This is a genomic window from Pseudomonas asiatica, assembly GCF_040214835.1.
Classification (GTDB): Bacteria; Pseudomonadota; Gammaproteobacteria; order Pseudomonadales; family Pseudomonadaceae; genus Aquipseudomonas; species Aquipseudomonas putida_Z.
In genome coordinates this window covers 3,120,809-3,143,615 of sequence record NZ_CP157874.1, presented here as the reverse complement: position 1 = coordinate 3,143,615, position 22,807 = coordinate 3,120,809, and the positions used below count along the sequence as shown (strand labels likewise).

The window sequence follows — 22,807 nt, the reverse complement described above, 5'->3', positions numbered from 1 at the left end:
AGCGGTTCAGGGCTTGCCCAGTATCTGGGTCACCTGGGCCTGCAGCTGCTTCAGCTCGAAGGGCTTGCAGATCAGGTGCATGCCCGCCTCCAGGAAACCCTCGCGGGCCATGGCCGTTTCCGCATAGCCGGTGATGAACAGTACTGGCAAGCGTGGGCGCAGGTTGCGTGCAATCTCGGCCAGCTGGCGGCCATTCATGCCGGGCAAGCCGACATCGCTGACCAGCAGATCCACCGGTTGTGTCGAACGCAGAACCTTAAGGCCCTCGTTGGCGTCGGCGGCACTGTGGCAGGCGAAGCCATCCTCGCGCAGGGCCTGGCATAGCAATTGGCGTACATGCGGGTCGTCCTCGACCACCAGCACGTGATTGCCCTGGTAGCCTCGCACGGGCTGCACGGGTTTGACCGGTGCCTGGTCCTGGTCGACATGGCGCGGCAGGTACAGGTCCACCCGGGTGCCTTGGCCGATCTGGCTGTGCAGGGTGACATGGCCGTGGGATTGCTTGCTGAAGCCGTACACCATCGACAGGCCCAGGCCGATGCCCTGGCCGATCGCCTTGGTGCTGAAGAACGGCTCGAAGGCATGCTCCAGCGTGCTTTGCGCCATGCCCTGGCCGTCATCGACGATTCGCAGGCGTACATAGTCGCCGGCGCACTGGGCACCGCCGGGGAATTGCCCGGCGCCGATGTGCTGGTTACTTGCCTCGATGCGCAGCTGGCCGCCGCTGGGCATGGCTTCGCAGGCATTGAGCAGCACGTTGTCGAGGGCTTCCTGCAACTGCTGGTCATCGGCTTCGACCGACCACAGGCCCTTGGCGATTTGCAGGTGCAGGTTCACGGCCGGGCTCAAGCAAGCCTTCAGGCGCTTGGCCTGGAGCAGGTCGTGCAGGTCGACCTGCTGGCTGTGCAGCGATTGCCGGGAAGAGAAAGCCAGCAGGCGATGGGTCAAGCGGGCGGCGCGTGACACTGCCTCGCGGCCCATGCGCAGCACGTTGTCCAGGCCATCGCTGCGGCCCTGGCGCAAGCGCCGGTCGATCAGCTCGAAGCTGCCGCCAATGCTGGTGAGCAGGTTGTTGAAGTCATGGGCGACCCCCCCGGCCAGTTGGCCGATGGCCTCCATCTTGCGCGTCTGGTGGCGGGCGAACTCGCTACGTTGCTGGTCTTCGCCGGGAGGCGCGGCCTGGGCGTCAAGGCGTTGCTGCAGGTCCTGCAGCTGGTCGCGCGCCAGGTACTGCCGGCGCCGGTTGCGCAGGGCGGACCGGGTCGTGTGCAGCAGCTGGGCGTTTTCGAATGGTGCGACCAGCAGGACCAGGTTGCCCACTGGATAGTTGGTCGAGCCCTTGGCCGCTTGGCTCCCTTGACCGAGCAGCACGATGGGCAGGTCCGACCAGCACGGTTGCTGGTCGATGAATGCCTGCAGCAACGCGCTTGGGCCCTGTTTGAACACTTGCTCGGCAATGATCGCCACGCCCGCGCCTTCGGCCAGGCAGGCTTGCAGGTTGGCCAGGTCGACCGCGCACAGGCTGTCGATGCCCGCAGAAGCGAGCAGGCGAGCAGTATCCGCGGCTATTGGCGGGGGCGCCAGGATCAATGCACGTTCGTCCAGCGCCAACGAACTGGCCAAAACGACTCTCCTGCAGGGTGGTCTGATATCCACTGGACCTTGGGCACAGCCCCAGGGTTCAACAAATTTTCGGACGTTGCCTACAGGCCCTGTTGCAGCACGGGGTCGTCCGGGTTCTGCCGCTCCAGTTCGGCCAGCAGTACCTGCACGTTCTGCAACTGGCCGGTTTCCTTCCAGTACTGGATCAGCAACACCCGTGCCCGGCGATTGGCCGGCTGGCGGCTGAGCACGGTTTCCAGTTGCTTTTGCGCGGCGTCGAGTTGTTCCAGTTCATGCAGGGTGACCGCCAGTGTATAGCGGTAGTCGGCGTTATCCGGGTCCAGTTCGACGGCGCGGGACAAGGCCAGCAAGGCGTATTCGCGCTGCTCGTGGCGGTTCAGCCAGAGCCCCAGTTCGTACTGCAGAAAGGCCGAGTCGGGGCTCAGCGCCAGGGCTTTGCCCAGTACCTGACGCGAGGCGTCGTGATGGCCCTGGCGTTCCAGCAGGCGTACCTGGGTCGCCAGTGCGTCGAGGTTGCCTGGCGCTACCGTCAGGGCCCGTTGCAGGGCTGTGGCGGCCAGGGTGTAGTCGTTTTCGTGCAGATACAGGCGCGCCAGGTGGACCTGGGCGTCTGGGTCTTCGGGTTGTTGCTCCAGGGCCTGCTGGTATTGCTCCAGGGCGACCTGCAGCGGGCCGAAATACAGGCCGATGTCATCCGGGGCAAGGCCGAGCAGGGCATCTACCGCGGCAAAGCGTACGCTTTGCTCGTCGTCATCCAGCAGCGGGCCGAGTACCAGGCTGCGCTGCGCCGCCGGCAGCAGGCGGCGGATGCCGGCAATGGCTGCACGGCGCACCAGCGGGTCGGCATGTTCCAGGTCCTGGCGGGCGAGTTTCAATGCCTGGGGCGAAGGGTAGTTGGGCAGTTCGGCATACAAGGCCGCTCGGCGGATGGGCGGTAGGTCGGTGCGCTGCAATTGTTGGTACAGCACCCGTGCAGCGCCGGGTTGGCCCTCATGGGCCTGGCGCAGGGCCTTGGCGTAGCTGTGCGCGGGCAGGGTTGGCGGGGCTGGCGGAGTGTCGCGCCACAGGTAGCCGAACAGGGCCGATACCAGGATCAACAGCAGCAGGGCGATCAGGTAGCGGTGGCGTCTGGGCATCGGACGATCCGTGGCGGCGGGAAGGGCAGAGCTTGGGCTAGCTGGGGGGTAAATGCAACCAGGTGCCTGTCTCGACATTTTCTGCGCCTGTGAGACCGAGCGCCGCCCGCGCGGCGCATCGCCGGCAAGCCAGCTCCCACATCTGTTTCGGGCCAGTCTCTTCTGTGCCTGGCGCGCGCGACCCCTTGTTTGTACGACACGATATCGAAGGTAGCGCTGCTGCTCTTCTGCATTCTCCAGACATGCACCCAGGGTGCGAGTGCGCAGGAGCCAGGAGTAACTGGCCCGAAACAGATGTGGGAGCAACTGTCTTTAGAAATTTATTTTCCGCATTAGTAGAGAATCGATCCTCGTTCGCCTCAGTTCGGTGCGGGTTGAAAACGGCAAGGCCTGGCCTTCATGGTCCAGCCACCGATTCAGGCGAGCTTTTCCTTCACCGTGAAATCCACTTCCAGATCGGCATTGGCCAGCAGATTTACCAAGGCATCCAGGGAAAACTTGTCAATCTTCCCATTCAACAGCTCACTCAAGCGCGGTTGAGTGACATGTAGCCGACGCGCCGCATCCTTCTGAGGTAGATCCCAGGCACGCACCGTCTTGACCAAAATCCGCATCAACTGCGAGCGCAGCCTAAGGTTGTCGGCCTCTTCTGGCGTATCAGCCAACGCGTCCCATACAGATGCCGAGCGTTCATTCGCCATTGTTGATCACCTCTCAGTCCAGCGACTTGAAACGGGCTTTCGCCACATCAATATCGCGCTTATCCGTCTTTTCAGTTGTCTTGCGGAATGCATGCAGGACATAGACAGCTTCCGGGCGGTTCACAACATACAACACGCGAAAAGCACCGTCTTTACACTTGATGCGGATCTCCCGCACACCCCGCCCCACATTCTCCATCGACTTCCAGTCGGTAGGTTCTTCACCGGACTGGATCAAGTCCAGCTGATACCCAGCCCGCTGCCTCGCCACTGGTGGAAACCTGCGCACATCATCCTTGCTGCCGCCTACCCATTCGATAGGCTTCTGACCGTCCCACATGACGCATACCCCTTCGCCATCGCTCCAATCGCCAGCTGCGCTTGCGCCTCATGCCTCACCCGTGTGTTTGGTCATGCCGCTGCACCTTTCTGGCGTACATGGCAATGCACAGATTCCAGGAGCCTGCACACAAATTATATCGATACCGATATAACCTCAAGCCTGTAAATGTCCATTATCGACACCGACTAAAACAGAAAGGAATGGGCAACAGAAGTGAGGCAACTCACCTGAAAAGGCGAGCCGAGGACATTAAACCTGGTGTGCTTCCCAGCCAAGACAGCACCTTCCGACAGGTGCTGTAGGATAATTCGACAGGGCGTTCGAACTGAAGCATTTGGTTTCTGGTTCGGAAATGTCTTACAGCTCTAGAACCTAGGCGAGGGCTTTGCCCTCGATCGCCAGCAAGCCAGCTCCTACATGGTCCGCACCAACTTCAAGGCATGCACAAGCCAGCTACCACAGGTGAACCACAGGTCTCAAAAGCGGTGGAGTACCTGTGGGAGCTGGCTTGCCGGCGATGCACCGCGCGGGCGGCGCTCGATCTCATAGGCACTGAAGATTCAGAGGCATGCACCCTGCACACACCCTCAATCAGCATAAAAAAGCCCCGCGGACCAAGGCCTGCGGGGCAAACGGTTGGGGGAGGAGCCAACCAAAGGAGTCGTTGAAACGGGTGTATCAGCGCGCGCTGGCTACAGTCTCCGGCTGCCAGCCGCCGCCCAGGGCCTTGTAGATGGAGACGATGCCGCGGTACAGCTCGACCTCGCCCTGGGCTTGAGCATCTTCGGCGCTCAGCCGCTCACGCTCGGCATCGAGCAGCACCAGGTAGTCCACCGTACCCTCGCGATAACGAATCGAGGCCAGTTCAGCCGCCTTGCGGCTGGCATCGCTCTGGCGCATCAGCGACAGCAGCCGCTGCTGGGTCTTGTCGTAGTCGCTGAAGGCGTTGGCCGATTCTTCCAGGGCCAGCAACACCTGCTGTTCATAGTTGGCCAGTGCCCCTTCGGCATCGGCCTTGGCACCGCGCAGGCGGGCGCGCACGCTGCCCAGGTCGAAGGCCGCCCAGGTGATGCTCGGGCCCAGCGCCCATGCATTGGCTGCCGAGGAGCCGATCTGCGAGCCACGGGCAGCAGTAAAGCCGAGGAAGCCGCTGAGGCTGACGCGGGGGAACAGGTCGGCCGTGGCCACGCCGACGTTGGCAGTGGCAGCCGCCAACTGGCGTTCGGCGCTGCGGATGTCCGGGCGGCGGCGCAGCAGTTCACCCGGGTCACCCACCGGTAGCGCCTTGGCGATGGCCGGCAGGGCCTTGGGCGACAGGTCGACGCTGAGCGCCTCGGGGCGCTGGCCGAGCAGGGTGGCGATGCGATGCCGGGCCCGCGCCTGTTCCGCCTGCAGTTGCGGCACGGTGGCTTCGACCCCGGCCAGGCGCGCGTCGGCCCGTACCACGTCAAGGTCGTTGCCCACCCCGGCATCGCGCAGGGTTTCGGTGATGGCCCGCGATTCCTGCTGGGTCTTGAGGTTGGCCAGGGCGATCTTCTCGCGCAACTGCGCGCCGCGCAGCTGGCCGTAGGCATCGACCAGCTCGGCGATCAGGCTGACCTGCAGCTGCTGCAGGTCGGCCGCGGCTACCGCTTCCTGGGCTTCGCTGGCTTCGATCTGGCGCTGGATGCGGCCGAACAGGTCAAGCTCCCAGGCCATGTCCAGGCCCAGGTCGTAGCGCTCGCTGTTCACCCGTTGCGTGGTCTGGCCGGGGATCTGGCCCTTGCCGATGTCGCTGCTGGCGCGGCTGGTGACCACCGGGAACTGATCGTTCTCGGCGTCTTCACGGATCGAACGGGCCGACTTCAGGCGGGCGAAGGCCACGCGCAGGTCACGGTTGCCGTCCAGCGAAGCCTGCACCAGCTGGTTCAGTACCGGGTCGTCGAACTGCTTCCACCACAGGCTCTCGAAACGGCTACGGTCGTAGGCCTTGGCCTGTACATCGCTGGCCAGCTGCGCAGGCTCGGTGGCTGGCGCCTGGTAGTCCGGGCCTACCGCGCAGGCCGCCAGGGCCAGCGCCAGCAGGCTCGGGGTCAAGGGTTTGAGCAGGTTCATGCATGGCTCTCCAGCGAGTGGGCGCGTTCGGCCTTGCGGGCCTGGCGACGCTCGACGAAACGGCGAATCAGGAAGAAGAACACCGGGGTCAGGAACAAGCCGAACACGGTCACGCCGATCATCCCCGAGAACACCGCCACACCCATGGCATGGCGCATTTCAGAACCTGCACCGGAGCTGAACACCAGTGGAACCACACCCATGATGAAGGCGATCGAGGTCATCAGGATCGGCCGCAGGCGCAGGCGGCAGGCTTCCAGTACCGCTGCCAGCGGGTCGAGCCCCTTGGCCTGTTCGTCCTTGGCGAACTCGACGATCAGGATCGCGTTCTTGCACGCCAGGCCCACCAGTACGATCAGGCCGATCTGGGTGAAGATGTTGTTGTCACCACCCGACACGATCACCCCGGTGATGGCCGACAGCAGCGTCATCGGCACGATCAGAATCACCGCCAGCGGCAGACTCCAGCTTTCGTACTGGGCGGCAAGCACCAGGAAGGCCAGCAGTACGCACAGCGGGAACACGAACAGCGCAGTGTTGCCCGAGAGGATCTGCTGGTAGGTCAGGTCGGTCCACTCGAAGGTCATGCCGTTGGGCAGTTCCTCTTTCAGCAGCTTCTCGATTGCAGCTTCGGCCTGGCCGGAGCTGTAGCCCGGTGCCGCTGCGCCGTTGATCTCGGCGGTGATGAAACCGTTGTAGTGCATCACCCGGTCAGGCCCGGAGGTGTCGCTGACCTTGAGGAAGGTCGCCAGCGGGATCATCTCGCCGAGGTTGTTGCGCACCTTCAGCTGGCCGATCTGCTCGGCATCGAGGCGGAACTGCTGCTCGGCCTGGACGTTGACCTGGTAGGTACGGCCAAAGCGGTTGAAGTCGTTGGTGTACAGCGAGCCCAGGTAGACCTGCAGGGTGTCGAAGATGTCGGTGATCGCCACGCCGTGGGTCTTGGCCTTTTCCCGGTCGATGGCGGCATCGACCTGCGGCACGTTGACCTGGTAGCTGGTGAACAGGCCCGCCAGTTCCGGCACGTTGTGGCTCTTGGCGATGATATTCTGGGTTTCCTTGTACAGCGCCTCGTAGCCCAGGTTGCCACGGTCTTCGATCTGCAGGCGGAAGCCGCCGATGGTGCCCAGGCCTTGTACCGGCGGTGGCGGGAAGATCGCGATGTAGGCGTCCTGGATGTCGGCGAACTGGGCATTCAGTGCAGCAGCGATGGCCGCCGCCGACTGGCTCGGGTCCTTGCGCTCGTCGAACGGCTTGAGCGGGGTGAACACGATGCCGCTGTTCGGGCTGTTGGTGAAACCGTTGATCGACAGGCCTGGGAAGGCTACCGAGTCGGCCACGCCAGGCTGCTTCAGGGCGATTTCGCTCATGCGCTTGATCACTGCTTCGGTGCGGTCGAGGCTGGCCGCGTCAGGCAGCTGGGCGAACGCCACCAGGTACTGCTTGTCCTGGGCCGGTACGAAACCGGTCGGGGTGGACGAGAAGCCCAGGTAGGTCAGGCCCATCAGGCCGGCATACACGAACAGGGCGATGCCGCTGGAGCGGATGACCCGACGCACGCCGCCGACGTAGCGGTTGGAAGCGCGGTCGAAGAAGCGGTTGAACGGGGCGAACAGCCAGCTGCCCAGCAGTTTTTCCAGGAACCGCGAGAACCGGTCCTTGGGCGCATGGTGGTCCTTCAGCAGCACGGCAGCCAGGGCCGGCGACAGGGTCAGCGAGTTGAACGCCGAGATCACGGTCGAGATCGCGATGGTCAGGGCGAACTGCTTGTAGAACTGCCCGGTGAGGCCGGAAATGAACGCAGCAGGTACGAACACCGCGCACAGCACCAGGGCGGTGGCGATGATCGGGCCGGTCACTTCGCCCATGGCCTTTTGCGTGGCTTCCAGCGGTTTCAGGCCCAGGCCGATGTTGCGCTCGACGTTCTCCACCACGACGATGGCATCGTCCACCACGATACCGATGGCCAGGACCAGGCCGAACAATGACAGCGCGTTGAGCGAGAAGCCGAACAGGTGCATCACGGCGAAGGTACCGATCAGCGATACCGGCACGGCCATCAGCGGGATGATCGAGGCACGCCAGGTCTGCAGGAACAGGATGACGACCAGCACGACCAGCACCAGCGCTTCGAACAGGGTGTGTACCACGGCTTCGATGGACCCACGGACGAACACGGTCGGGTCATAGACGATGCTGTAGTCCATGCCCTCGGGGAAGTCCTTCTTCAGCTCGGCCATCTTCGCCCGCACTTCGTCGGAGATCTCGATGGCGTTGGAGCCTGGGCGCTGGAAGATCGGAATGGCCACCGCCGGCTGGTTGTTCAGCAGCGAACGCAGGGCGTACTGGCTGGAGCCGAGTTCGACCCGGGCGATGTCCTTCAGGCGGGTGATTTCGCCATCGGCACCGGCGCGGATGATGATGTTCTCGAACTCTTCCTCATTGACCAGGCGACCCTGGGTGTTGATCGACAGCTGGAAGCTGGTCGAACCGGGGGCGGGTGGGGCGCCCAGCTGGCCGGCGGCTACCTGGCGGTTCTGCTCGCGGATTGCAGCCACCACATCACTGGCGGTGAGGTTGCGCGAAGCGGTCTTGTTCGGGTCCAGCCACACGCGCAGCGAGTAGTCGCCCATGCCGAACAGCTGCACATCGCCCACGCCGCCCAGGCGCGCCAGCTCGTCCTTGATGTTGAGGATGGCGTAGTTGGACAGGTAGAGCATGTCGTAGCGGTTGTCCGGCGAGGTCAGGTGCACGACCATGGTCAGGTCGGGCGAGGCCTTGTCGACCGTGATACCAATGCGGGTCACTTCCTCGGGCAGCTTGGGCTGGGTACGGGTGACGCGGTTCTGCACCTGCACCTGGGCGTTGTCCAGGTCGGTGCCCAGGGCGAAGGTGATGGTCAGCGTCAGCTTGCCGTCAGCGGTGGACTGGGAGGACATGTACAGCATGTTCTCCACGCCGGTAATCGCCTGCTCCAGTGGCGCGGCGACGGTTTCGCCGATGACCTTGGGGTTGGCGCCTGGGAAGTTGGCGCGCACCACCACGGTGGGCGGCACCACTTCGGGGTATTCGCTGATCGGCAGCTGGAACAGCGAGATCGAACCCGCGATCAGCAGCACCAGCGACAGCACCGCGGCGAAGATTGGCCGGGTAATGAAGAATTTCGAGAAGTTCATCGGTGTGGTCCCTTAACCGCGTGGCGCCTGGGCGCTGGCGACTTTCACGTTGTTGCCCGCCACCTTCGGCGCCGGGTTGCTGGCCTCCAGGGCCTGGCGCTGCTGGGCGAGGGCGGCGAGGGTCTGTTCGCTGGCCATCGGTGTCTCTTCCGGGGTGACCGGTGAGCCAGGGCGCACACGCTGCAGGCCCTTGACCACGATGCGGTCGTCCTTGCCCAGGCCGCTGCGCACGATGCGCAGGCCTTCCAGCTTCGGCCCCAGCTCCACGGCGCGGTAGGCGGCCTTGTTGTCCTTGTCCATGACCAGCACGAACTTCTTGCCAAGGTCGGTGCCCACGGCTTCGTCGTTGATCAGTACGGCCTGGTACTGGGCGCTGCCTACCAGCTTCAGGCGTGCATACAGGCCTGGGGTGAACTGGCCGTCGCTGTTGTCGAACACCGCACGGCCACGGATGGTGCCGGTGCGCGGGTTGACCTGGTTGTCGACGAAGTTCATCTGGCCCAGGTGCGGGTTGCCGGTTTCGTTGGTCAGGCCCAGGTACACCGGGGTGCTCTGGCCGCGCTGGCCTTCGCGGGCCAGCTGGGTGTACTTGAGGTACACGCGCTCGTCGGCGTCGAAGTAGGCGTAGACCTTGTCGGTGGAGACCACGCTGGTCAGCGGGGTGACATCGGCGGTGACGATGTTGCCGGCGGTGAACTGGGCGCGGCTGACACGGCCGCTGATGGGCGCGGTGACACGGGTGAAACTGAGGTTCAGGCGTGCCAGGTCGAGCTGGGCCTGGATCGCGTCGACCCCGGCGCGGGCTTCGGCGGCGGCGCTGCTACGCGATTCGGCCAGTTCTGCGGAAATGGCGTTGCTGTCACGCAGGCGTTCGCCACGGCGGGCTTCGTTGGCGCTGCGAATGGCGGTGGCCTTGGCCTGCTGCAGTTGGGCTTCGAGGCGGCGGACCTCTGCCTGGAACGGGCGTGGATCGATCTGGAACAGCAGGTCGCCTTTCTTGACCTGGGCGCCTTCGGTGAAGGCTACCAGGTCGATCTGGCCGGAGACCCGTGGGCGTACCTCGACGGTTTCCGGCGCTTCGAGGCGGCCGGTGAACTCGTCCCATTCATTGATCGGTTGCTCGATCACCTTGGCCACGCTGACCTTCGGCGCGGTGGGAGCCTGCACTGCGTCTGGGGTTCGGCCACAAGCGCTGATCACCACCACTGCCAGGGCAGCGAGGGGGAAGCGCAAGGGTTTGAATGATTGTTCCATGGAGAACTCCGCCAATGTATTAGTAGTGGGCGGAGTGTGAGTGTCTTGCGCGTGAGGCACGAATCGAACGGGACGAAGGTTATTATCACGATGAATGATATGTGTGAGTCGTTCATCGATTTGCGGCATGGTTGGGATTTCTGGGGCTGCGTTGCAGCCCATCGCGACACAAGGCCGCTCCTACAGCTTACGCGTTCCCCTGTAGGAGCGGCCTTGTGTCGCGAAAGGGGCGCAACGCGCCCCCGGCAATCTCAGCTCGATACGCGGAACCCATGGGTGCCATCGCGCTCCAGCTGGGCAATCAAGCCGAACTCCCAGTCCAGATACCCCTGCATCGCTTCGTGCGGGTTGTCCGTCCCTTCATAAGGCCGGCGATAACGGTCGGTACGCGCCACGGCCAAGCGCGTTTCGCCGCTCTCCAGCGCCTTGCCCGCCGCGATCCAGCGCGCGGTGCCACCGTCCAGCACGTACACCGGGGTTTGCGTCAGTGCCTGCAAGTCCAGCGCCGCAAAGCGCGCCAGCAGGCTGCTGCCGCAGGTCAGCACATAGCGCTCGGCTACCGGCAAGCGCTCCAGCACCTGTGGCAACTGCGCGCGGATCGCCCAGTAAGCGCCTGGAATATGCCGTTTCACATAGTTGGCACTGCTGGTGAAGTCCAGCAGCACGGTGCCTGGCGCTTGCAGCCAGTCCTCCAGCTGCTCGACACCGATTTCGGTCACCGCTGGCAACGCCGGCTGCGGCGCCTGCCACTCGCCGGCTGCACTGAAGTCTGCCGCTGACAAACCGTCCAGCACTGCCACCTGCCAGCCCATCTGCGCCAGCCACGAAGCGCTCATGTTGGCCCGCACGCCGTCATCGTCCACCAGCACGATGCGCGCCCCGCGTACGCTGGCGACATGGTCGGTTTCCTGCACCAGCTGCCCGCCCGGCACGCTGCGGCTGGCCGGCAGGTGGCCCTGGGCGTATTCCTCGGGCGTGCGTACGTCGAACAGGTAGGTGGTGCGGCTGGTATCAGCCTGCCAGGCGGCCAGGCCTTCGGGCTCCAGGCGGGCCACGCCGGCGCGGTCGGCCACGCTGCGCGCGCGCTGTGCGGCATCGGCACGGGTGCTGTCGGTAACCTCGGCGAAGCGCCGTTGCTGGCCGTGGGCCAGGGTTTGCCCGGCCAGGGTCCAGCCAATGGTGCCGTTGCGCAGGGCGGCCACCGGGTTGGGGATGCCGGCGTTGACCAGCGACTGGGTGCCGATGATGCTGCGGGTGCGCCCGGCGCAATTGACGATCACCTGGGTGGCAGGGTCGGGCGCCAGCTCGGCCACCCGCAGCACCAGTTCGGCACCCGGGACGCTGATGCCACCCGGGATGCTCATGGTCTGGTATTCGTCGAAGCGGCGGGCGTCGAGCACCACCACATCGGCCTTGGCATCCAGCAGCGCTTGCACCTGTTCGGCCGCCAGCGATGGGGTGTGTCGCACGCTTTCCACCAGTTCGCCAAAGGCCTTGCTTGGCACGTTGACGTCGCGGAACAGTTCGCCGCCTGCTGCGCGCCAGCCGGCCAGGCCACCTTCGAGCAGTGCCACATCGCTGTAGCCCAGTGCCGTCAGACGCTGGCCGGCCTGGGCCGCCAGGCCTTCGCCGTCGTCATACAGGGTGATGGCGGTGTCGCGCCGGGGGACCCGGGCAAACACCTCCAGCTCCAGTTTCGACAACGGAATGTTGGCGGCGAACAACGGGTGTGCCTGGGCGAACGGGTCTTCCTCGCGTACATCGATCAGCGCCAGTTCTTCATGGGCCAGCAATGCCCGACGAATGTCGTGGAAGGCGCGGGTGGCTACGGTACTCATGGGGCAGGGTTCTCTTTGGACAGGTCCCAGATATTGGGCAGAAGGGTGTTGGAATAGCCGGAAATGAACGGTTTCTCGCTGCCGTCGGGCAGGTACACGGCACGGCTGACGGCGCCGATGTTGGCGCCATACACGTGAATGCTGATCGAGACCTGGTCGGCGAAGGCGTTGCTGACCTGATGGATATCACCGATGCGCGGCGATACGGCCTCCACGTGGCCGGGGTCGATGCGCACCGGCTCGCCTGCCGGCAGCAACGTACCGTGCTCGCTACGGACAAAGCCTTGCGAGTATTCGGCGCCACGCAACATGCCAATCAGGCCCCACACCCGGTGGTCGTGGATCGGCGTCTGCTGGCCTGGCCCCCATACGAAACTGACGATGGAAAAGCGCTGGCGCGAATCGCAATGCAGCAGGTATTGATGGTAACGGGCCGGGTCCGGCTGCGCCAGCGCCTCGGGCAGCCAGTCGTCATGGGCGACCAGGCTGCGCAGCAGGCCCTGGCCCTGGTCGAGGAGGGTGGCTTCGTCGGTTTCCCGGTCCAGCAGTTGCGAAAGTGCGTCGATGAAGTGGCGCAGGCGCTCGAGGCGCAGGGGTTGGCTCATGGTTCAGGCTCGGCTGACGGTTTGGTTAAACCCTAGCAAATGCGGTGAGTATTCTTAAAAGTAAAAATATTCATAAGCTAATATGCAAAAAATGCATTTACAGCTTGGCTGATCTGTTTTGAAATGGGCGCAACGAACAGCAAGCCCCGCGATTACCCCACGAGACCGCACGCGCGGATCGGCCTTATGTACCTCGACGGTACCTGGAGACGAACGTGCGATACCTCAAGCAATTGGCCGCCGGTGTGCTGGCCAGCTCCCTCAGCCTGGCGGCCGCCGCGCAAACCCTGGTGGTTGGCGACCAGAGCTTCAATGCCCGCGCCGTGATGGAAGCGGCCGGCGTGCTCGACGACCTGCCCTATACCCTGGAATGGAAGCAGTTCACCGCCGGCTCGCCGGTGGCCGAGGCGCTGAACGTGGGCAGCCTGGACATCGGCCTGCTGGGCGATGCGCCGCCGTTGTTCCTCGGTGCGCTGGGTGCGCCGATCAAGGTGATTGCGGTCAGCCGGCAGAACCTGGAGGGCGTGGCCATCCTGGCACGCAAGGACTCGAACATTCACCGCCTCGAAGACCTGCGTGGCAAGCGTGCGGCGATCTGGAAGGGTTCCTGGAGCCAGCAACTGCTGTTCAGCGCGCTGGACAAGGCGGCGGTGCCGCGTGACGCCCTGGAGCTGCGCTACCTCAGCGCCCTGGATGCGTCGCATGCCCTGGATGGTGGTTCGGTGGATGTGATCGCCACCTGGGAACCCTATGTCACCCAGCAGGAGCGCCAAGGGGCGCGGGTGCTGGCCACGGCCGAAGGGCTGATCCCGGCGCAGAGTTTCGTGGTGGCCAATGCCAAGGCGGTGGAGGTCAAGCGGGCGCAGATCAGTGATTTTCTCCAGCGCCTGAAGAAGGCCCGTGACTGGACCCTGAGCGACCCCGCCCACACCGAGGCGTATGCCGATGCCTGGGCCAAGCGCACCCGTGCCGACCGCGACATCGCCCGGGCCTGGTTTGCCAGGGCGCGTACCGATGTGGCGGCACTGAACCCGCAGGTGATCGTGGAGGCGCAGAAGACCGTGGACTTCTTTGCCGGGCTGGGGCTGATCAAGGCCTACCCGGCGGCCAGCCTGTTCGATACCTCGTTCGCGGCGGCGTTCGAGCACTGATTACGCCTGTACCGGCCCTTTCGCGGGTAAACCCGCTCCCACAGGGGCAGTGCAGCACTCGAATACTGCGCAATTCCTGTGGGAGCGGGTTTACCCGCGAAGAGGCCGGCCCAGCCACCACCATTTCCGAGGAATACCCATGACCACCCGCAAGATCAAGCTCGGTGCCCTGACCATGGGCTGCGGCGGCCCTGGCCGGCACAACCTGTGGCTCGACCCGGAGCTGCCTGCCGACGCCAGCGTCAATATCGATTGGTACATCGACATCGCCCGTCAGGCCGAGGCGGCGTTGTTCGACCTGATGTTCATCGTCGACAGCCAGTACATCACCCCCGGCTCGCCGTCCCATTACCTCAACCGCCTGGAGCCGCTGACCCTGCTCTCGGCGCTGGCGGTAAGCACACGCCACATCGGCCTGGTCGGCACCCTGACCACTTCCTACAACGAACCGTTCAACGTCGCCCGCCGCCTTGCCTCGCTGGACCTGATCAGCAAGGGCCGCGCCGGCTGGAACGTGGTCACCAGTGGCGACGCCGGCACCGCCGGCAACTATGGCCGTGACGAGCACTACGACTACGACACCCGCTATGCCCGCGCCCAGGAGCACGTCGCGGTGGTGCAGGGCCTGTGGCGCTCCTATGAAGACGGCGCCTTCCCGCGCAACCGGGCCACCGGGCAGTTCCTCGACCCCAGCCGGATGCATGCCCTGAACCACAAGGGCGAGCACTTCTCGGTGGTGGGGCCGTTGAACATCCAGCGCTCGCCACAGGGCCAGCCGGTCATCTTCCAGGCCGGCGATTCGCAGCAAGGGCGTGACCTTGGGGCTGCCACCGCGGATGTAATCTTCACCCACGCCGCCAGCATTGAGCAGGGCCAGGCGTTCTACCGTGATGTGAAGGGCCGCGCCGCGCGGCTGGGGCGTGACCCCGAGCAGTTGCTGGTATTGCCCGGGGCCGAGATCTATGTCGGCGACACCGACGAACACGCCCGCGAGATCGAGCGCCATTACCACCAGCAGGACCACAGCTTCGAGCTGGCGCTCAAGGAGTTCGGGCGCAACTTCGGCTGGCACGACTTCAGCCAGTACGACCTCGATGCGCCATTCCCGCAAGAAAGCCTGGAGCACGCGCGCAGCAGCTTCTTCACCAACGCCAGGCGTATTGCCGACCAGGCACGGGAGCAGGGCTTGAGCTTGCGCCAGGCGGTGGAATTCGGCCGCCAGTTGCGGCCGGGGGCCTTCGTCGGTTCGCCGGCAACGGTAGCGGCCAGAATGGCCGAGTGGTTCGAGGCGCGGGCGCTGGATGGTTTCAACATCTATATCGGCCACCCCGGGCAGTTCCGCCGCTTTACCGAGCAAGTGGTGCCGCTGCTGCAGGAACGCGGGGTATACCGCACCGCCTACGAGGGCACCACCCTGCGCGAAAGCCTGGGCCTGGCCATTCAGTGAATGCTCGAGGCCAGTTCGAAGATCGGCATGTACATCAGGATCACGATCAGGCCGATCAGCAGGCCGATGAAGGTCATCAGCAGTGGTTCGAACAGTTTGACGAACCATTCCACCCAGCGGCCGATTTCCTGGTCATGGAAGTCGGCGCAGCGCTCCAGCATCTCGCCCAGGTTGCCGGACTGCTCGCCGGCCCGTAGCAGGCGCAGCGATACCGGCGTGACCAGTTGCCCGGCCTCCAGCGCGTCGGACAACGGCAGCCCTTCGCCGACCCGCTGGCTGGCGTGCTCCAGGCCCTGGGCCGCCGCGCTGCCGAGCAGGCCGCGGGCCATGCCCATGGCGGTGAGGATGGGGATGCCGCCTTGCAGCAGGATGCCCAACGAGCGGTAGAAGCGCGCCAGTTCGTACATCATCAGGCGTTGGTGCAGTGCCGGCAGGCGCCGCAGCTGGCAGGCTGCCCAACGCCGCACCCGTGGCTGGCGGCGCAGCAGCCACAGCGCCATGACCACGCCGAGGGTGCCCAACGCCAGTGGCAGTTGCTGGGCATGCAGGAACAGGCCGATCTGCATCAGTAGCCGAGACAGCCAGGGCAACTCGGTGCCCATGCCCTCGAATACCTGGCTGAAACGCGGCACCACGTAGCCAAGCAGGAACAGCACCACGCCACCGCCCACCAGCAATAGCAGCAACGGGTACACCGAGGCGCCCACCAGCTTCTGCCGTACCAGGTCCAGGCGCTGGCGGTAGCTGATGTAGCGGGCGAGGGCGTCGCCCAGTGCGCCGGTACGCTCGCTGGATTGCACCAGCGCCACGTACAGCGGCGGGAATACCCGTGGCTGCTGGCCCAGGGCCTGAGACAGCGAGCGGCCTTCGTACAGTTGGCGGACCAGTTCGGCGAGCACTTTGCGCGTTGCCGCTGCGGGGGCCTTTTCCGCCAGGCTCTCCAGCGCGTCGATCAGCGGCAGGCCGGCGTTGAGCAGGGTTGAAAGTTCCTGGCTGAACAGCACCAGGTCAAAGCTTGCTTCGCGGCGCCAGGCCATGCCGCGCAAGGCGCCGCCGTGGCCGCGCAGGCTGAGCACGCGCAGGCCCTGGTCCTCGGCCTGGCGGCGGGCCTGGTCGGCGTCCTCGGCGTCGATCTGCAACTGCACCACACCCTGCCTGCCCAGGGCCTTGAGGCTGTAGCGCATGGTCGTTCTCCCTACTGCCAACTGGTGATTTCGGCGTTTTCCCCGTCGCCACCGGGCTGGCCGTCCTTGCCCATCGACAGCAGGTCGTACTCGCCGCCGTTCTCGCCAGGTTGCCGGTAGATGTACGGGCGGCCCCACGGGTCTTGCGGCACGGCCTTCTGCAGGTACGGGCCGGTCCAGCGCGCTTCGCCACTGGGGGCGATCACCAGGGCCTGCAGGCCTTGCTCACTGCTGGGGTAGTGGCCGACTTCGAGGCGGTACAGGTCCAGGGCCTTGCTCAGCCCCTCTATCTGCGCCCGCGCCACCTTGGCCTCGGAGCGGCCTAGCTGGCTGAAGTACTTGGGCGCGACGATACCGGCCAACAGGCCGAGCACCACCAGCACCACCAGGAGTTCAAGCAGGGTGAAGCCACGTTGAGGGTTGGTTCTGCGCTGCATGGTGAAGCCCTCCGCTGCATGGGGACAAGCTTTTGCAGGCTCCATGCAACAGCCGTGCACGCCCGTGCTGGCGCCTTGCACCATGCGGTACGCAAAGCGGCACAGTGCTTGCGTCGTGGTCATCGACCTCGGGTTTTCCGGGGTATATCCCCCAAATTTGGGGGTACCACGAAGAGGCGACCGACATGCGTGGACTCATTCTCGGTTTGATCTGGCTGGTGGCAGGTGCTGCCCAGGCCGATGTGTACATTTCCATCGACGCCAAAGGCAGCTACATACTGACCAACGTCCATCGACCCGGGCGCCTCTATGAAACGGTGATCAGCGAGCCGAAGGCCCAGGCCGGCCCGGCCAACGCGCAGCTCATCACCGGCCGCCCCTACGCCAAGCTGGTCGCCGCCGCGGCGCGTACCCACGACGTCCCCCCGGCGTTGCTGCATGCGGTGATCAAGGCCGAGTCCGGCTACAACCCCAAGGCCCGTTCACCGGCGGGCGCCGTGGGGCTGATGCAACTGATGCCGGATACCGCCCGCGAGATGGGCGTGGAAAACCGCCTGGACCCGGAAGACAACGTGCAGGGCGGGGCCCGCTACCTCAAGCGCATGCTCAACTTGTTCGACAATGACATCACCCTGGCCGTGGCGGCCTACAACGCCGGCCCCGAAGCTGTGTTGCGCCGTGGTGCGGTACCGCCGTTTGCCGAGACCCGGCGCTATGTACCGAATGTGCTGCGGGAGTACCGCCGGTTGCAGGGGTTGACGGGTGATTAGCCTTTGCAATTTTCCCTGTGGGAGATGGCCCAGCCCTTTGGGCTGCGCTGTCGCGTAGATAACTGAAATTGCAAGCAATCCACGTACCCTGTGGGAGCGGCTTTAGCCGCGAACAATCCAACGCGGTGCATGGCACCGGCTGCGCCGGTGTTCGCGGCTAAAGCCGCTCCCACAGGGACCGTGTGAGCATCTGGATTTTTGCAAGGCAGGTGCGTTCAGTACGGGAAACAAAACAATACCCTTCGGCGGATGCCACCAAGCTGACCCGATGGTTTCCCCAACTCTGGGCTATAACCTTCTGAAGGTGCCCAGTTGTGGAGTCCGCCATGGACATCGCCCCTCGTTCCGACGCTATTGAAGTACCCGCCGGTAACGAACTGGCCACCCCACGCAAGCCGTTCAACCTGCTGCGCTGGTACGCCTGGGTCAGCCTGGCCATCATCCTCTCGGTAGCGGTCGGGCTGGGGTTGATTTCCAGCCGTTTCATCATTGACGAGAGCATCGAGCGCGATGCCTTGCTCACCGCGCAATTCATTACCTCCATCGCCGATGCCGAAGTGCGCCATGTGTCGATCCCCAATGTGCGCACCATGGGTGAACTGCTCGACCCGCGCATCGACCGCGCCAACCTGCTCGATGTCGACCCGGACGCCCGGCGCAGGGCGCGTGGCGAGTTCCTCGACCACATCGCCCACCTGCCCGACATGCTGCTGGCCAACATCTATGCCCCGGACCGTACGGTGATCTGGTCCAGCAACCCGGCGCTGGTCGGCAAGCTGATCGAAGGCGACCAGGACCTGGAGCAGGCCTTCGAATACAAGATGCGAGTCTCGGCCAGCTACCACAACTTCGAACAGGCCCGCGCCGAGCAGAAGTTCGTCATCCCACCCGAGCAGTTGTTCATCGAGAACTACATTCCGCTGTTCGATGCCGATGGCGAGCAGGTCACGGCGATGGTCGAGATCTACAAGGAGCCCCATGACCTGATCGTGCGCATCGAGCATGGCCTGATCCTGATCTGGCTGGCGATCACCGTCGGTGCCGGGCTGGTCTACGTCGGCCTGTACGGCATCATGCACCGCGCCGCGCGCCTGCTGTCGGTGCAGCAGAAACGGCTGATCAGCAACGAAACCTACGTGGCACTGGGCGAGGTGTCCTCGGCGGTAGCCCACAGCCTGCGCAACCCGCTTGCCAGCATCCGTTCCAGTGCCGAGCTGGCCCAGGCGTTCGACGACGGCCCGGCGCAGCGCAATGTCAACGACATCATCAGCCAGGTCGACCGCATGTCGCAGTGGATCCGCCAGATGTTGCAGTCATTGCGCCCGCTCAACGATGAGGCAGTGGCGGTGGATTTGCCGCTGGCATTGCAGGAAAGCCTGCAGACCTACGCGGTGCTGCTGGCGCGTGGCGGCGTGAGCCTGGACCTGCAACCGTTACCGGCGGTGCAGGTGCTGGGGCACCCGGTGTTACTGCGGCAGATTTTCAGCAGCCTGATCGCCAACGCCCTGGAGTCGATGGAGCAGGGTGGGCGGTTGCGTGTCGAGGTGGTGCGCCATGACCGTCGTAACCTGACCCTGCGCCTGTCCGACAACGGCAAAGGCATGAACGAAGAGCGGCAGCGCATGGCCTTCCGGCCTTTCTTCACCACCAAGCAGGGTGGGTTGGGTGTGGGCCTGGTGTTGGTGAAACGCATCATGGAACGCTTCGGTGGCAGCGTCCGGCTCAGCAGCAGTGAAGGCCATGGCACCCGGGTTTCGTTGAGTTTCCGGCTGATCGAGTCCTCATGATTTACATTGATAAATCTTCGTATCTTATTGTTTATAAAGGATCTATGTTTTTTGGGGTGAAAATCCCCAAATGTGGGGGATAATCCTCCATACGAATCTAGGAAAATTCATTAACCTATTGATTATAAAGAACTAATCAAATCAATCAGATGGCTGGCTGGGTTCTTGCAACGTGACAGGCGGAGTGCAACACGACAAATGGCAGCTGCGGCTGCACGGGTGGAGTGCTATCAATTGGCTACTGTTCGTCGCCTTGATGCATTTCTGAACGGACGCCCAGCGCGGGAAGCACGCGATGCAGATGCTGGATAATGAAGTGCCAGACAAGGCCAGTACTACCGCCAGCGGTGTGGCCGTGCCATTGCGCGAATTCAACCTGCTGCGCTGGTTCTCGGTCATCAGCCTGCTGATCATCGCCTCGGTGGCAGGCGGGCTGGGTTATGTGTCGACGCGTTTCGTGGTGCGCGACAGCGTCGAGCGCGATGCCATGCTCACCGCCCAGTTCATCCAGGCCATGGCCCAGGCCGAAGTGCGCCATTCGCAGTTGCCGCCGGGCACCACCATGGGCGAGTTGCTTGATCCGCGCCTGGACCAGCAGCACCTGCAGTTCACCCCGGACCTGGCTGAATCTACCCGGGTCGAGTTCCTCGACCATGTCGAGCACCTGCCGGACACCTTGCTGGCCAATGTCTATGCACGCGACCGCACCATCGTCTGGTCGACCAACCGGGAGCTGATCGGCAAGCGCATCGAGGCCGATGGCGACCTCGACCGCGCCTTCCGCTCGCGCAAGGCGGTGTCGGCCAGCTACCACCAGGCCGACGATGACCGCGAAGAGCAGAAGTTCCAGCGTGAGCCGCGTTACCTGTTCATCGAGAACTACATCCCGCTGTTCGACAGCCAGGGCGAGCAGGTGCTGGCGATGGTGGAGATCTACAAGGAGCCGCAAGACCTGGTGCGGCGCATCCAGCGCGGCTACGTGCTGATCTGGGCCTCGACCCTGGTGGGCGGGGCGCTGGTCTACTTCGGCCTGTTCTGGATCGTGCGCCGCGCGGCGCAGCTATTGCATTTGCAGCAGGATCGGCTGGTGGCCAGTGAAACCTATGTGGCCCTGGGCGAGATGTCCTCGGCGGTGGCGCATAGCTTGCGCAACCCGCTGGCCAACATCCGCTCCAGCGCCGAACTGGCCCAGGAAATCGCCAACCCCGCAGCACAGAAGAACATCACCGACATCATCAGCCAGGTCGACCGCATGTCGCGCTGGGTGCGTGACTTGCTGGTGTCGCTGCGCCCGACCAGTGACGACGCCGAGGCCGTGGACCTGGTGACGGCCATCGAGGACACCCACCTGGCCTTCGCCCAGCAGATCGAACGCAACGGCGTGCGCTTCTGCTACGAAGGCCCCGGGGCACAATGGGTGGCCAGCCAGCCGCTACAACTCACGCAAATTCTCAACACCCTGTTCTCCAATGCCCTGGAAGCCATGCCCGAAGGCGGCATGCTGCGTGCCCAGGTCAATGTGCAGGATGGGCAGCGTGCCGAGTTCGTCCTCAGCGATACCGGCAAGGGCATGAGCCAACAGCAGGAACGGATGGTGTTCAAGCCGTTCTACACCACCAAGCAGGGCGGCCTCGGCGTAGGCCTGGCCCTGGTCAAACGCATCATGGAACGTTTTGGCGGCTCGGTCAGCCTGAGCAGCCGCGAAGAGGAAGGAACCCGCGTCAGCCTCACATTCAATATCGCAGCGGGAGGGGACCATGGAGCACAGCATCCTGGTAGTCGAGGATGATGAAATTCTCGCCGACAATATTCGCACCTACCTCAGCCTCAAGGGCTTCGAGGTCACCGTGTGCCACAGCGCGGAACTGGCGCTGGAGCAGATCAAGCGGGGCCAGCCCGATGCGGTGCTGACCGACAACTCGCTGCCGGGCATGAGCGGGCACGACCTGCTGCGTACCTTGGTGGCGCAGGTGCCGGACCTGAAAGTGATCATGATGACCGGCTACGGCAATGTCGAAGATGCCGTGCAGGCAATGAAGGAGGGCGCCTTCCATTACCTGACCAAGCCGGTGGTGCTGGCCGAGCTCAAGCTGACCCTGGACAAGGCACTGGCTGCCGAACGCATGGAGCGCACGTTGTCGTTCTACCAGGAGCGCGAGGCGCAGAAGTCCGGGTTGCAGGCGTTGATCGGCGAATCACCGACGATGCTCACCCTCAAGCACACCCTGCGCCAGGTGCTGGATGCCGAGCGGCGCATGGCCAGTGACGACTTGCCACCGGTGCTGATCGAAGGCGAGACCGGTACCGGCAAGGAGCTGGTGGCCCGCGCCCTGCATTTCGATGGTTCGCGCAGCAAGGGGCCGTTCATCGAATTCAACTGTGCCTCGATCCCGGCCAACCTGCTGGAGGCCGAGCTGTTCGGCCACGAGAAGGGCGCCTTTACCGATGCCAAGGAGCGCCGGGTGGGCCTGGTGGAGGCTGCCGATGGCGGCACCTTGTTCCTCGACGAGATTGGCGAGATGGACCTGGTGCTGCAGGCCAAGCTGCTCAAGTTGCTGGAAGACCGCAGTATCCGCCGCATCGGCGCGGTGAAGGAGCGCAAGGTCGACCTGCGGGTGATCAGCGCTACCAACTGCAACCTGGAGCAGATGGTGCAGCAGGGCAAGTTCCGCCGCGACCTGTTCTTCCGCCTGCGCATCATCGCCCTGAAGGTCCCGCGCCTGTATGCCCGCGGGCAGGACGTATTGCTGCTGGCGCGGCATTTCCTGGCCCATCATGGCCGGCGTTATGGCAAGCCGAACCTGCGCTTTTCCGCCGAGGCGGAAAACCTGATGCTCGGTTACAGCTGGCCAGGCAATGTGCGCGAACTGCGCAACATGCTGGAGCAGACCGTGCTGCTGGCACCGAACGAGGTGGTGCAGGCGCATCAGCTCAACCTGTGCATGACCCTGATCGACGAGCCGCTGGTGCAACAGGCGGCGCCTGCGGTGTTCGAAATGCCTCGGCACGAACCCGAGCCCGGCACCAGCCTGCCGGACATGGAGCGCGACCTGGTGTGCAAGACCCTGGACCGCACGGACTGGAACGTGACCAAGTCGGCGCGCATGCTCGGGCTGTCGCGGGACATGCTGCGTTACCGGATCGAGAAACTGGGGCTGACCAGGCCGGACAAGCGCCAGTGGTGAGCCCCCTTTGTGGGAGCGGCGTTTGTAGGAGCGGCCTTGTGTCGCGAAAGGGCCGCAACGCGGCCCCGGGATTGAT

General features: G+C 64.3%; 17 protein-coding genes. 6 read left to right on the top strand and 11 right to left on the bottom strand.

Annotated elements, in window-relative coordinates:
* Window positions 1-6 precede the first annotated feature (6 nt).
* The 9 genes from ABNP31_RS14125 to ABNP31_RS14085 all read right to left on the bottom strand — a co-directional run bounded on the left by ABNP31_RS14125 (window position 7) and on the right by ABNP31_RS14085 (window position 12,770).
* Entirely contained in the window at window positions 7-1,623 is a 1,617-nt protein-coding gene (locus tag ABNP31_RS14125; RefSeq protein WP_085665731.1) for a response regulator, read from the bottom strand.
* Window positions 1,624-1,703: 80 nt separating this feature from the next.
* A complete protein-coding gene (locus ABNP31_RS14120) occupies window positions 1,704-2,759 on the bottom strand; it encodes a tetratricopeptide repeat protein (RefSeq protein WP_350012407.1) in 1,056 nt (351 codons plus the stop codon).
* A gap of 416 nt (window positions 2,760-3,175) precedes the next feature.
* Window positions 3,176-3,460, bottom strand: a complete 285-nt coding sequence (locus tag ABNP31_RS14115; protein ID WP_003260206.1) for a helix-turn-helix domain-containing protein — start codon at window positions 3,458-3,460, stop codon at window positions 3,176-3,178.
* Window positions 3,461-3,473: 13 nt separating this feature from the next.
* Window positions 3,474-3,800 carry a type II toxin-antitoxin system RelE/ParE family toxin gene (locus ABNP31_RS14110; RefSeq protein WP_085665733.1) on the bottom strand — a complete coding sequence of 109 codons (327 nt, stop codon included), beginning with the start codon at window positions 3,798-3,800 and terminating at the stop codon, window positions 3,474-3,476.
* Between the two features lie 681 nt (window positions 3,801-4,481).
* Window positions 4,482-5,897, bottom strand: coding sequence for an efflux transporter outer membrane subunit (locus ABNP31_RS14105; protein ID WP_085665734.1), 1,416 nt, complete (start codon window positions 5,895-5,897; stop codon window positions 4,482-4,484).
* Entirely contained in the window at window positions 5,894-9,073 is a 3,180-nt protein-coding gene (locus tag ABNP31_RS14100) for an efflux RND transporter permease subunit (RefSeq protein WP_025339324.1), read from the bottom strand. The genes ABNP31_RS14105 and ABNP31_RS14100 overlap by 4 nt, the downstream gene beginning before the upstream one ends.
* A 12-nt stretch (window positions 9,074-9,085) precedes the next feature.
* Complete coding sequence (gene mexE, locus ABNP31_RS14095; RefSeq protein ID WP_015270540.1) at window positions 9,086-10,327, bottom strand: multidrug efflux RND transporter periplasmic adaptor subunit MexE; 1,242 nt, start codon at window positions 10,325-10,327, stop codon at window positions 9,086-9,088.
* 251 nt (window positions 10,328-10,578) lie between these two features.
* Window positions 10,579-12,165 carry a rhodanese-related sulfurtransferase gene (locus tag ABNP31_RS14090; RefSeq protein WP_286099968.1) on the bottom strand — a complete coding sequence of 529 codons (1,587 nt, stop codon included), beginning with the start codon at window positions 12,163-12,165 and terminating at the stop codon, window positions 10,579-10,581.
* Complete coding sequence (locus ABNP31_RS14085; RefSeq protein ID WP_350012406.1) at window positions 12,162-12,770, bottom strand: cysteine dioxygenase; 609 nt, start codon at window positions 12,768-12,770, stop codon at window positions 12,162-12,164. Before ABNP31_RS14085 ends, ABNP31_RS14090 begins: the two co-directional genes overlap by 4 nt.
* 215 nt (window positions 12,771-12,985) lie before the next feature.
* Between ABNP31_RS14085 and ABNP31_RS14080 the strand changes: the two genes are divergently transcribed.
* Window positions 12,986-13,921, top strand: a complete 936-nt coding sequence (locus ABNP31_RS14080; RefSeq protein ID WP_238066390.1) for an ABC transporter substrate-binding protein — start codon at window positions 12,986-12,988, stop codon at window positions 13,919-13,921.
* A gap of 139 nt (window positions 13,922-14,060) precedes the next feature.
* Window positions 14,061-15,368, top strand: a complete 1,308-nt coding sequence (locus ABNP31_RS14075) for an LLM class flavin-dependent oxidoreductase (protein ID WP_025339319.1) — start codon at window positions 14,061-14,063, stop codon at window positions 15,366-15,368.
* Here ABNP31_RS14075 and ABNP31_RS14070 read toward each other — a convergent pair.
* Window positions 15,362-16,552, bottom strand: coding sequence for a type II secretion system F family protein (locus ABNP31_RS14070; RefSeq protein ID WP_085615498.1), 1,191 nt, complete (start codon window positions 16,550-16,552; stop codon window positions 15,362-15,364). The two genes, ABNP31_RS14075 and ABNP31_RS14070, sit on opposite strands and share 7 nt — an antisense overlap.
* A gap of 11 nt (window positions 16,553-16,563) precedes the next feature.
* The gene (gene gspG, locus ABNP31_RS14065) at window positions 16,564-16,989 is read right to left on the bottom strand and encodes a type II secretion system major pseudopilin GspG (protein ID WP_085588532.1); all 426 of its coding nucleotides are present in this window, start codon (window positions 16,987-16,989) and stop codon (window positions 16,564-16,566) included.
* 185 nt (window positions 16,990-17,174) lie between these two features.
* Between gspG and ABNP31_RS14060 the strand changes: the two genes are divergently transcribed.
* The 4 genes from ABNP31_RS14060 to ABNP31_RS14045 all read left to right on the top strand — a co-directional run bounded on the left by ABNP31_RS14060 (window position 17,175) and on the right by ABNP31_RS14045 (window position 22,731).
* Window positions 17,175-17,759 carry a lytic transglycosylase domain-containing protein gene (locus ABNP31_RS14060; RefSeq protein WP_023662492.1) on the top strand — a complete coding sequence of 195 codons (585 nt, stop codon included), beginning with the start codon at window positions 17,175-17,177 and terminating at the stop codon, window positions 17,757-17,759.
* 326 nt (window positions 17,760-18,085) lie between these two features.
* On the top strand, window positions 18,086-19,546 hold the full coding sequence (locus tag ABNP31_RS14055) for a HAMP domain-containing sensor histidine kinase (protein WP_350012405.1): 1,461 nt from the start codon (window positions 18,086-18,088) through the stop codon (window positions 19,544-19,546).
* Between the two features lie 295 nt (window positions 19,547-19,841).
* Window positions 19,842-21,335, top strand: a complete 1,494-nt coding sequence (locus ABNP31_RS14050) for a sensor histidine kinase (protein ID WP_085705985.1) — start codon at window positions 19,842-19,844, stop codon at window positions 21,333-21,335.
* On the top strand, window positions 21,304-22,731 hold the full coding sequence (locus ABNP31_RS14045; RefSeq protein WP_025339314.1) for a sigma-54-dependent transcriptional regulator: 1,428 nt from the start codon (window positions 21,304-21,306) through the stop codon (window positions 22,729-22,731). The genes ABNP31_RS14050 and ABNP31_RS14045 overlap by 32 nt, the downstream gene beginning before the upstream one ends.
* Window positions 22,732-22,807: the final 76 nt, after the last annotated feature.

Coding starts and splice junctions, on each gene's coding strand:
- ABNP31_RS14120 (WP_350012407.1), bottom strand. CDS start 2,759: ATGCCCAGACGCCACCGCTACCTGATCGCCCTGCTGCTGTTGATCCTG.
- ABNP31_RS14115 (WP_003260206.1), bottom strand. CDS start 3,460: ATGGCGAATGAACGCTCGGCATCTGTATGGGACGCGTTGGCTGATACG.
- ABNP31_RS14110 (WP_085665733.1), bottom strand. CDS start 3,800: ATGTGGGACGGTCAGAAGCCTATCGAATGGGTAGGCGGCAGCAAGGAT.
- ABNP31_RS14105 (WP_085665734.1), bottom strand. CDS start 5,897: ATGAACCTGCTCAAACCCTTGACCCCGAGCCTGCTGGCGCTGGCCCTG.
- ABNP31_RS14100 (WP_025339324.1), bottom strand. CDS start 9,073: ATGAACTTCTCGAAATTCTTCATTACCCGGCCAATCTTCGCCGCGGTG.
- mexE (WP_015270540.1), bottom strand. CDS start 10,327: ATGGAACAATCATTCAAACCCTTGCGCTTCCCCCTCGCTGCCCTGGCA.
- ABNP31_RS14090 (WP_286099968.1), bottom strand. CDS start 12,165: ATGAGTACCGTAGCCACCCGCGCCTTCCACGACATTCGTCGGGCATTG.
- ABNP31_RS14085 (WP_350012406.1), bottom strand. CDS start 12,770: ATGAGCCAACCCCTGCGCCTCGAGCGCCTGCGCCACTTCATCGACGCA.
- ABNP31_RS14075 (WP_025339319.1), top strand. CDS start 14,061: ATGACCACCCGCAAGATCAAGCTCGGTGCCCTGACCATGGGCTGCGGC.
- ABNP31_RS14070 (WP_085615498.1), bottom strand. CDS start 16,552: ATGCGCTACAGCCTCAAGGCCCTGGGCAGGCAGGGTGTGGTGCAGTTG.
- gspG (WP_085588532.1), bottom strand. CDS start 16,989: ATGCAGCGCAGAACCAACCCTCAACGTGGCTTCACCCTGCTTGAACTC.
- ABNP31_RS14060 (WP_023662492.1), top strand. CDS start 17,175: ATGCGTGGACTCATTCTCGGTTTGATCTGGCTGGTGGCAGGTGCTGCC.
- ABNP31_RS14055 (WP_350012405.1), top strand. CDS start 18,086: ATGGACATCGCCCCTCGTTCCGACGCTATTGAAGTACCCGCCGGTAAC.
- ABNP31_RS14050 (WP_085705985.1), top strand. CDS start 19,842: ATGCAGATGCTGGATAATGAAGTGCCAGACAAGGCCAGTACTACCGCC.
- ABNP31_RS14045 (WP_025339314.1), top strand. CDS start 21,304: ATGGAGCACAGCATCCTGGTAGTCGAGGATGATGAAATTCTCGCCGAC.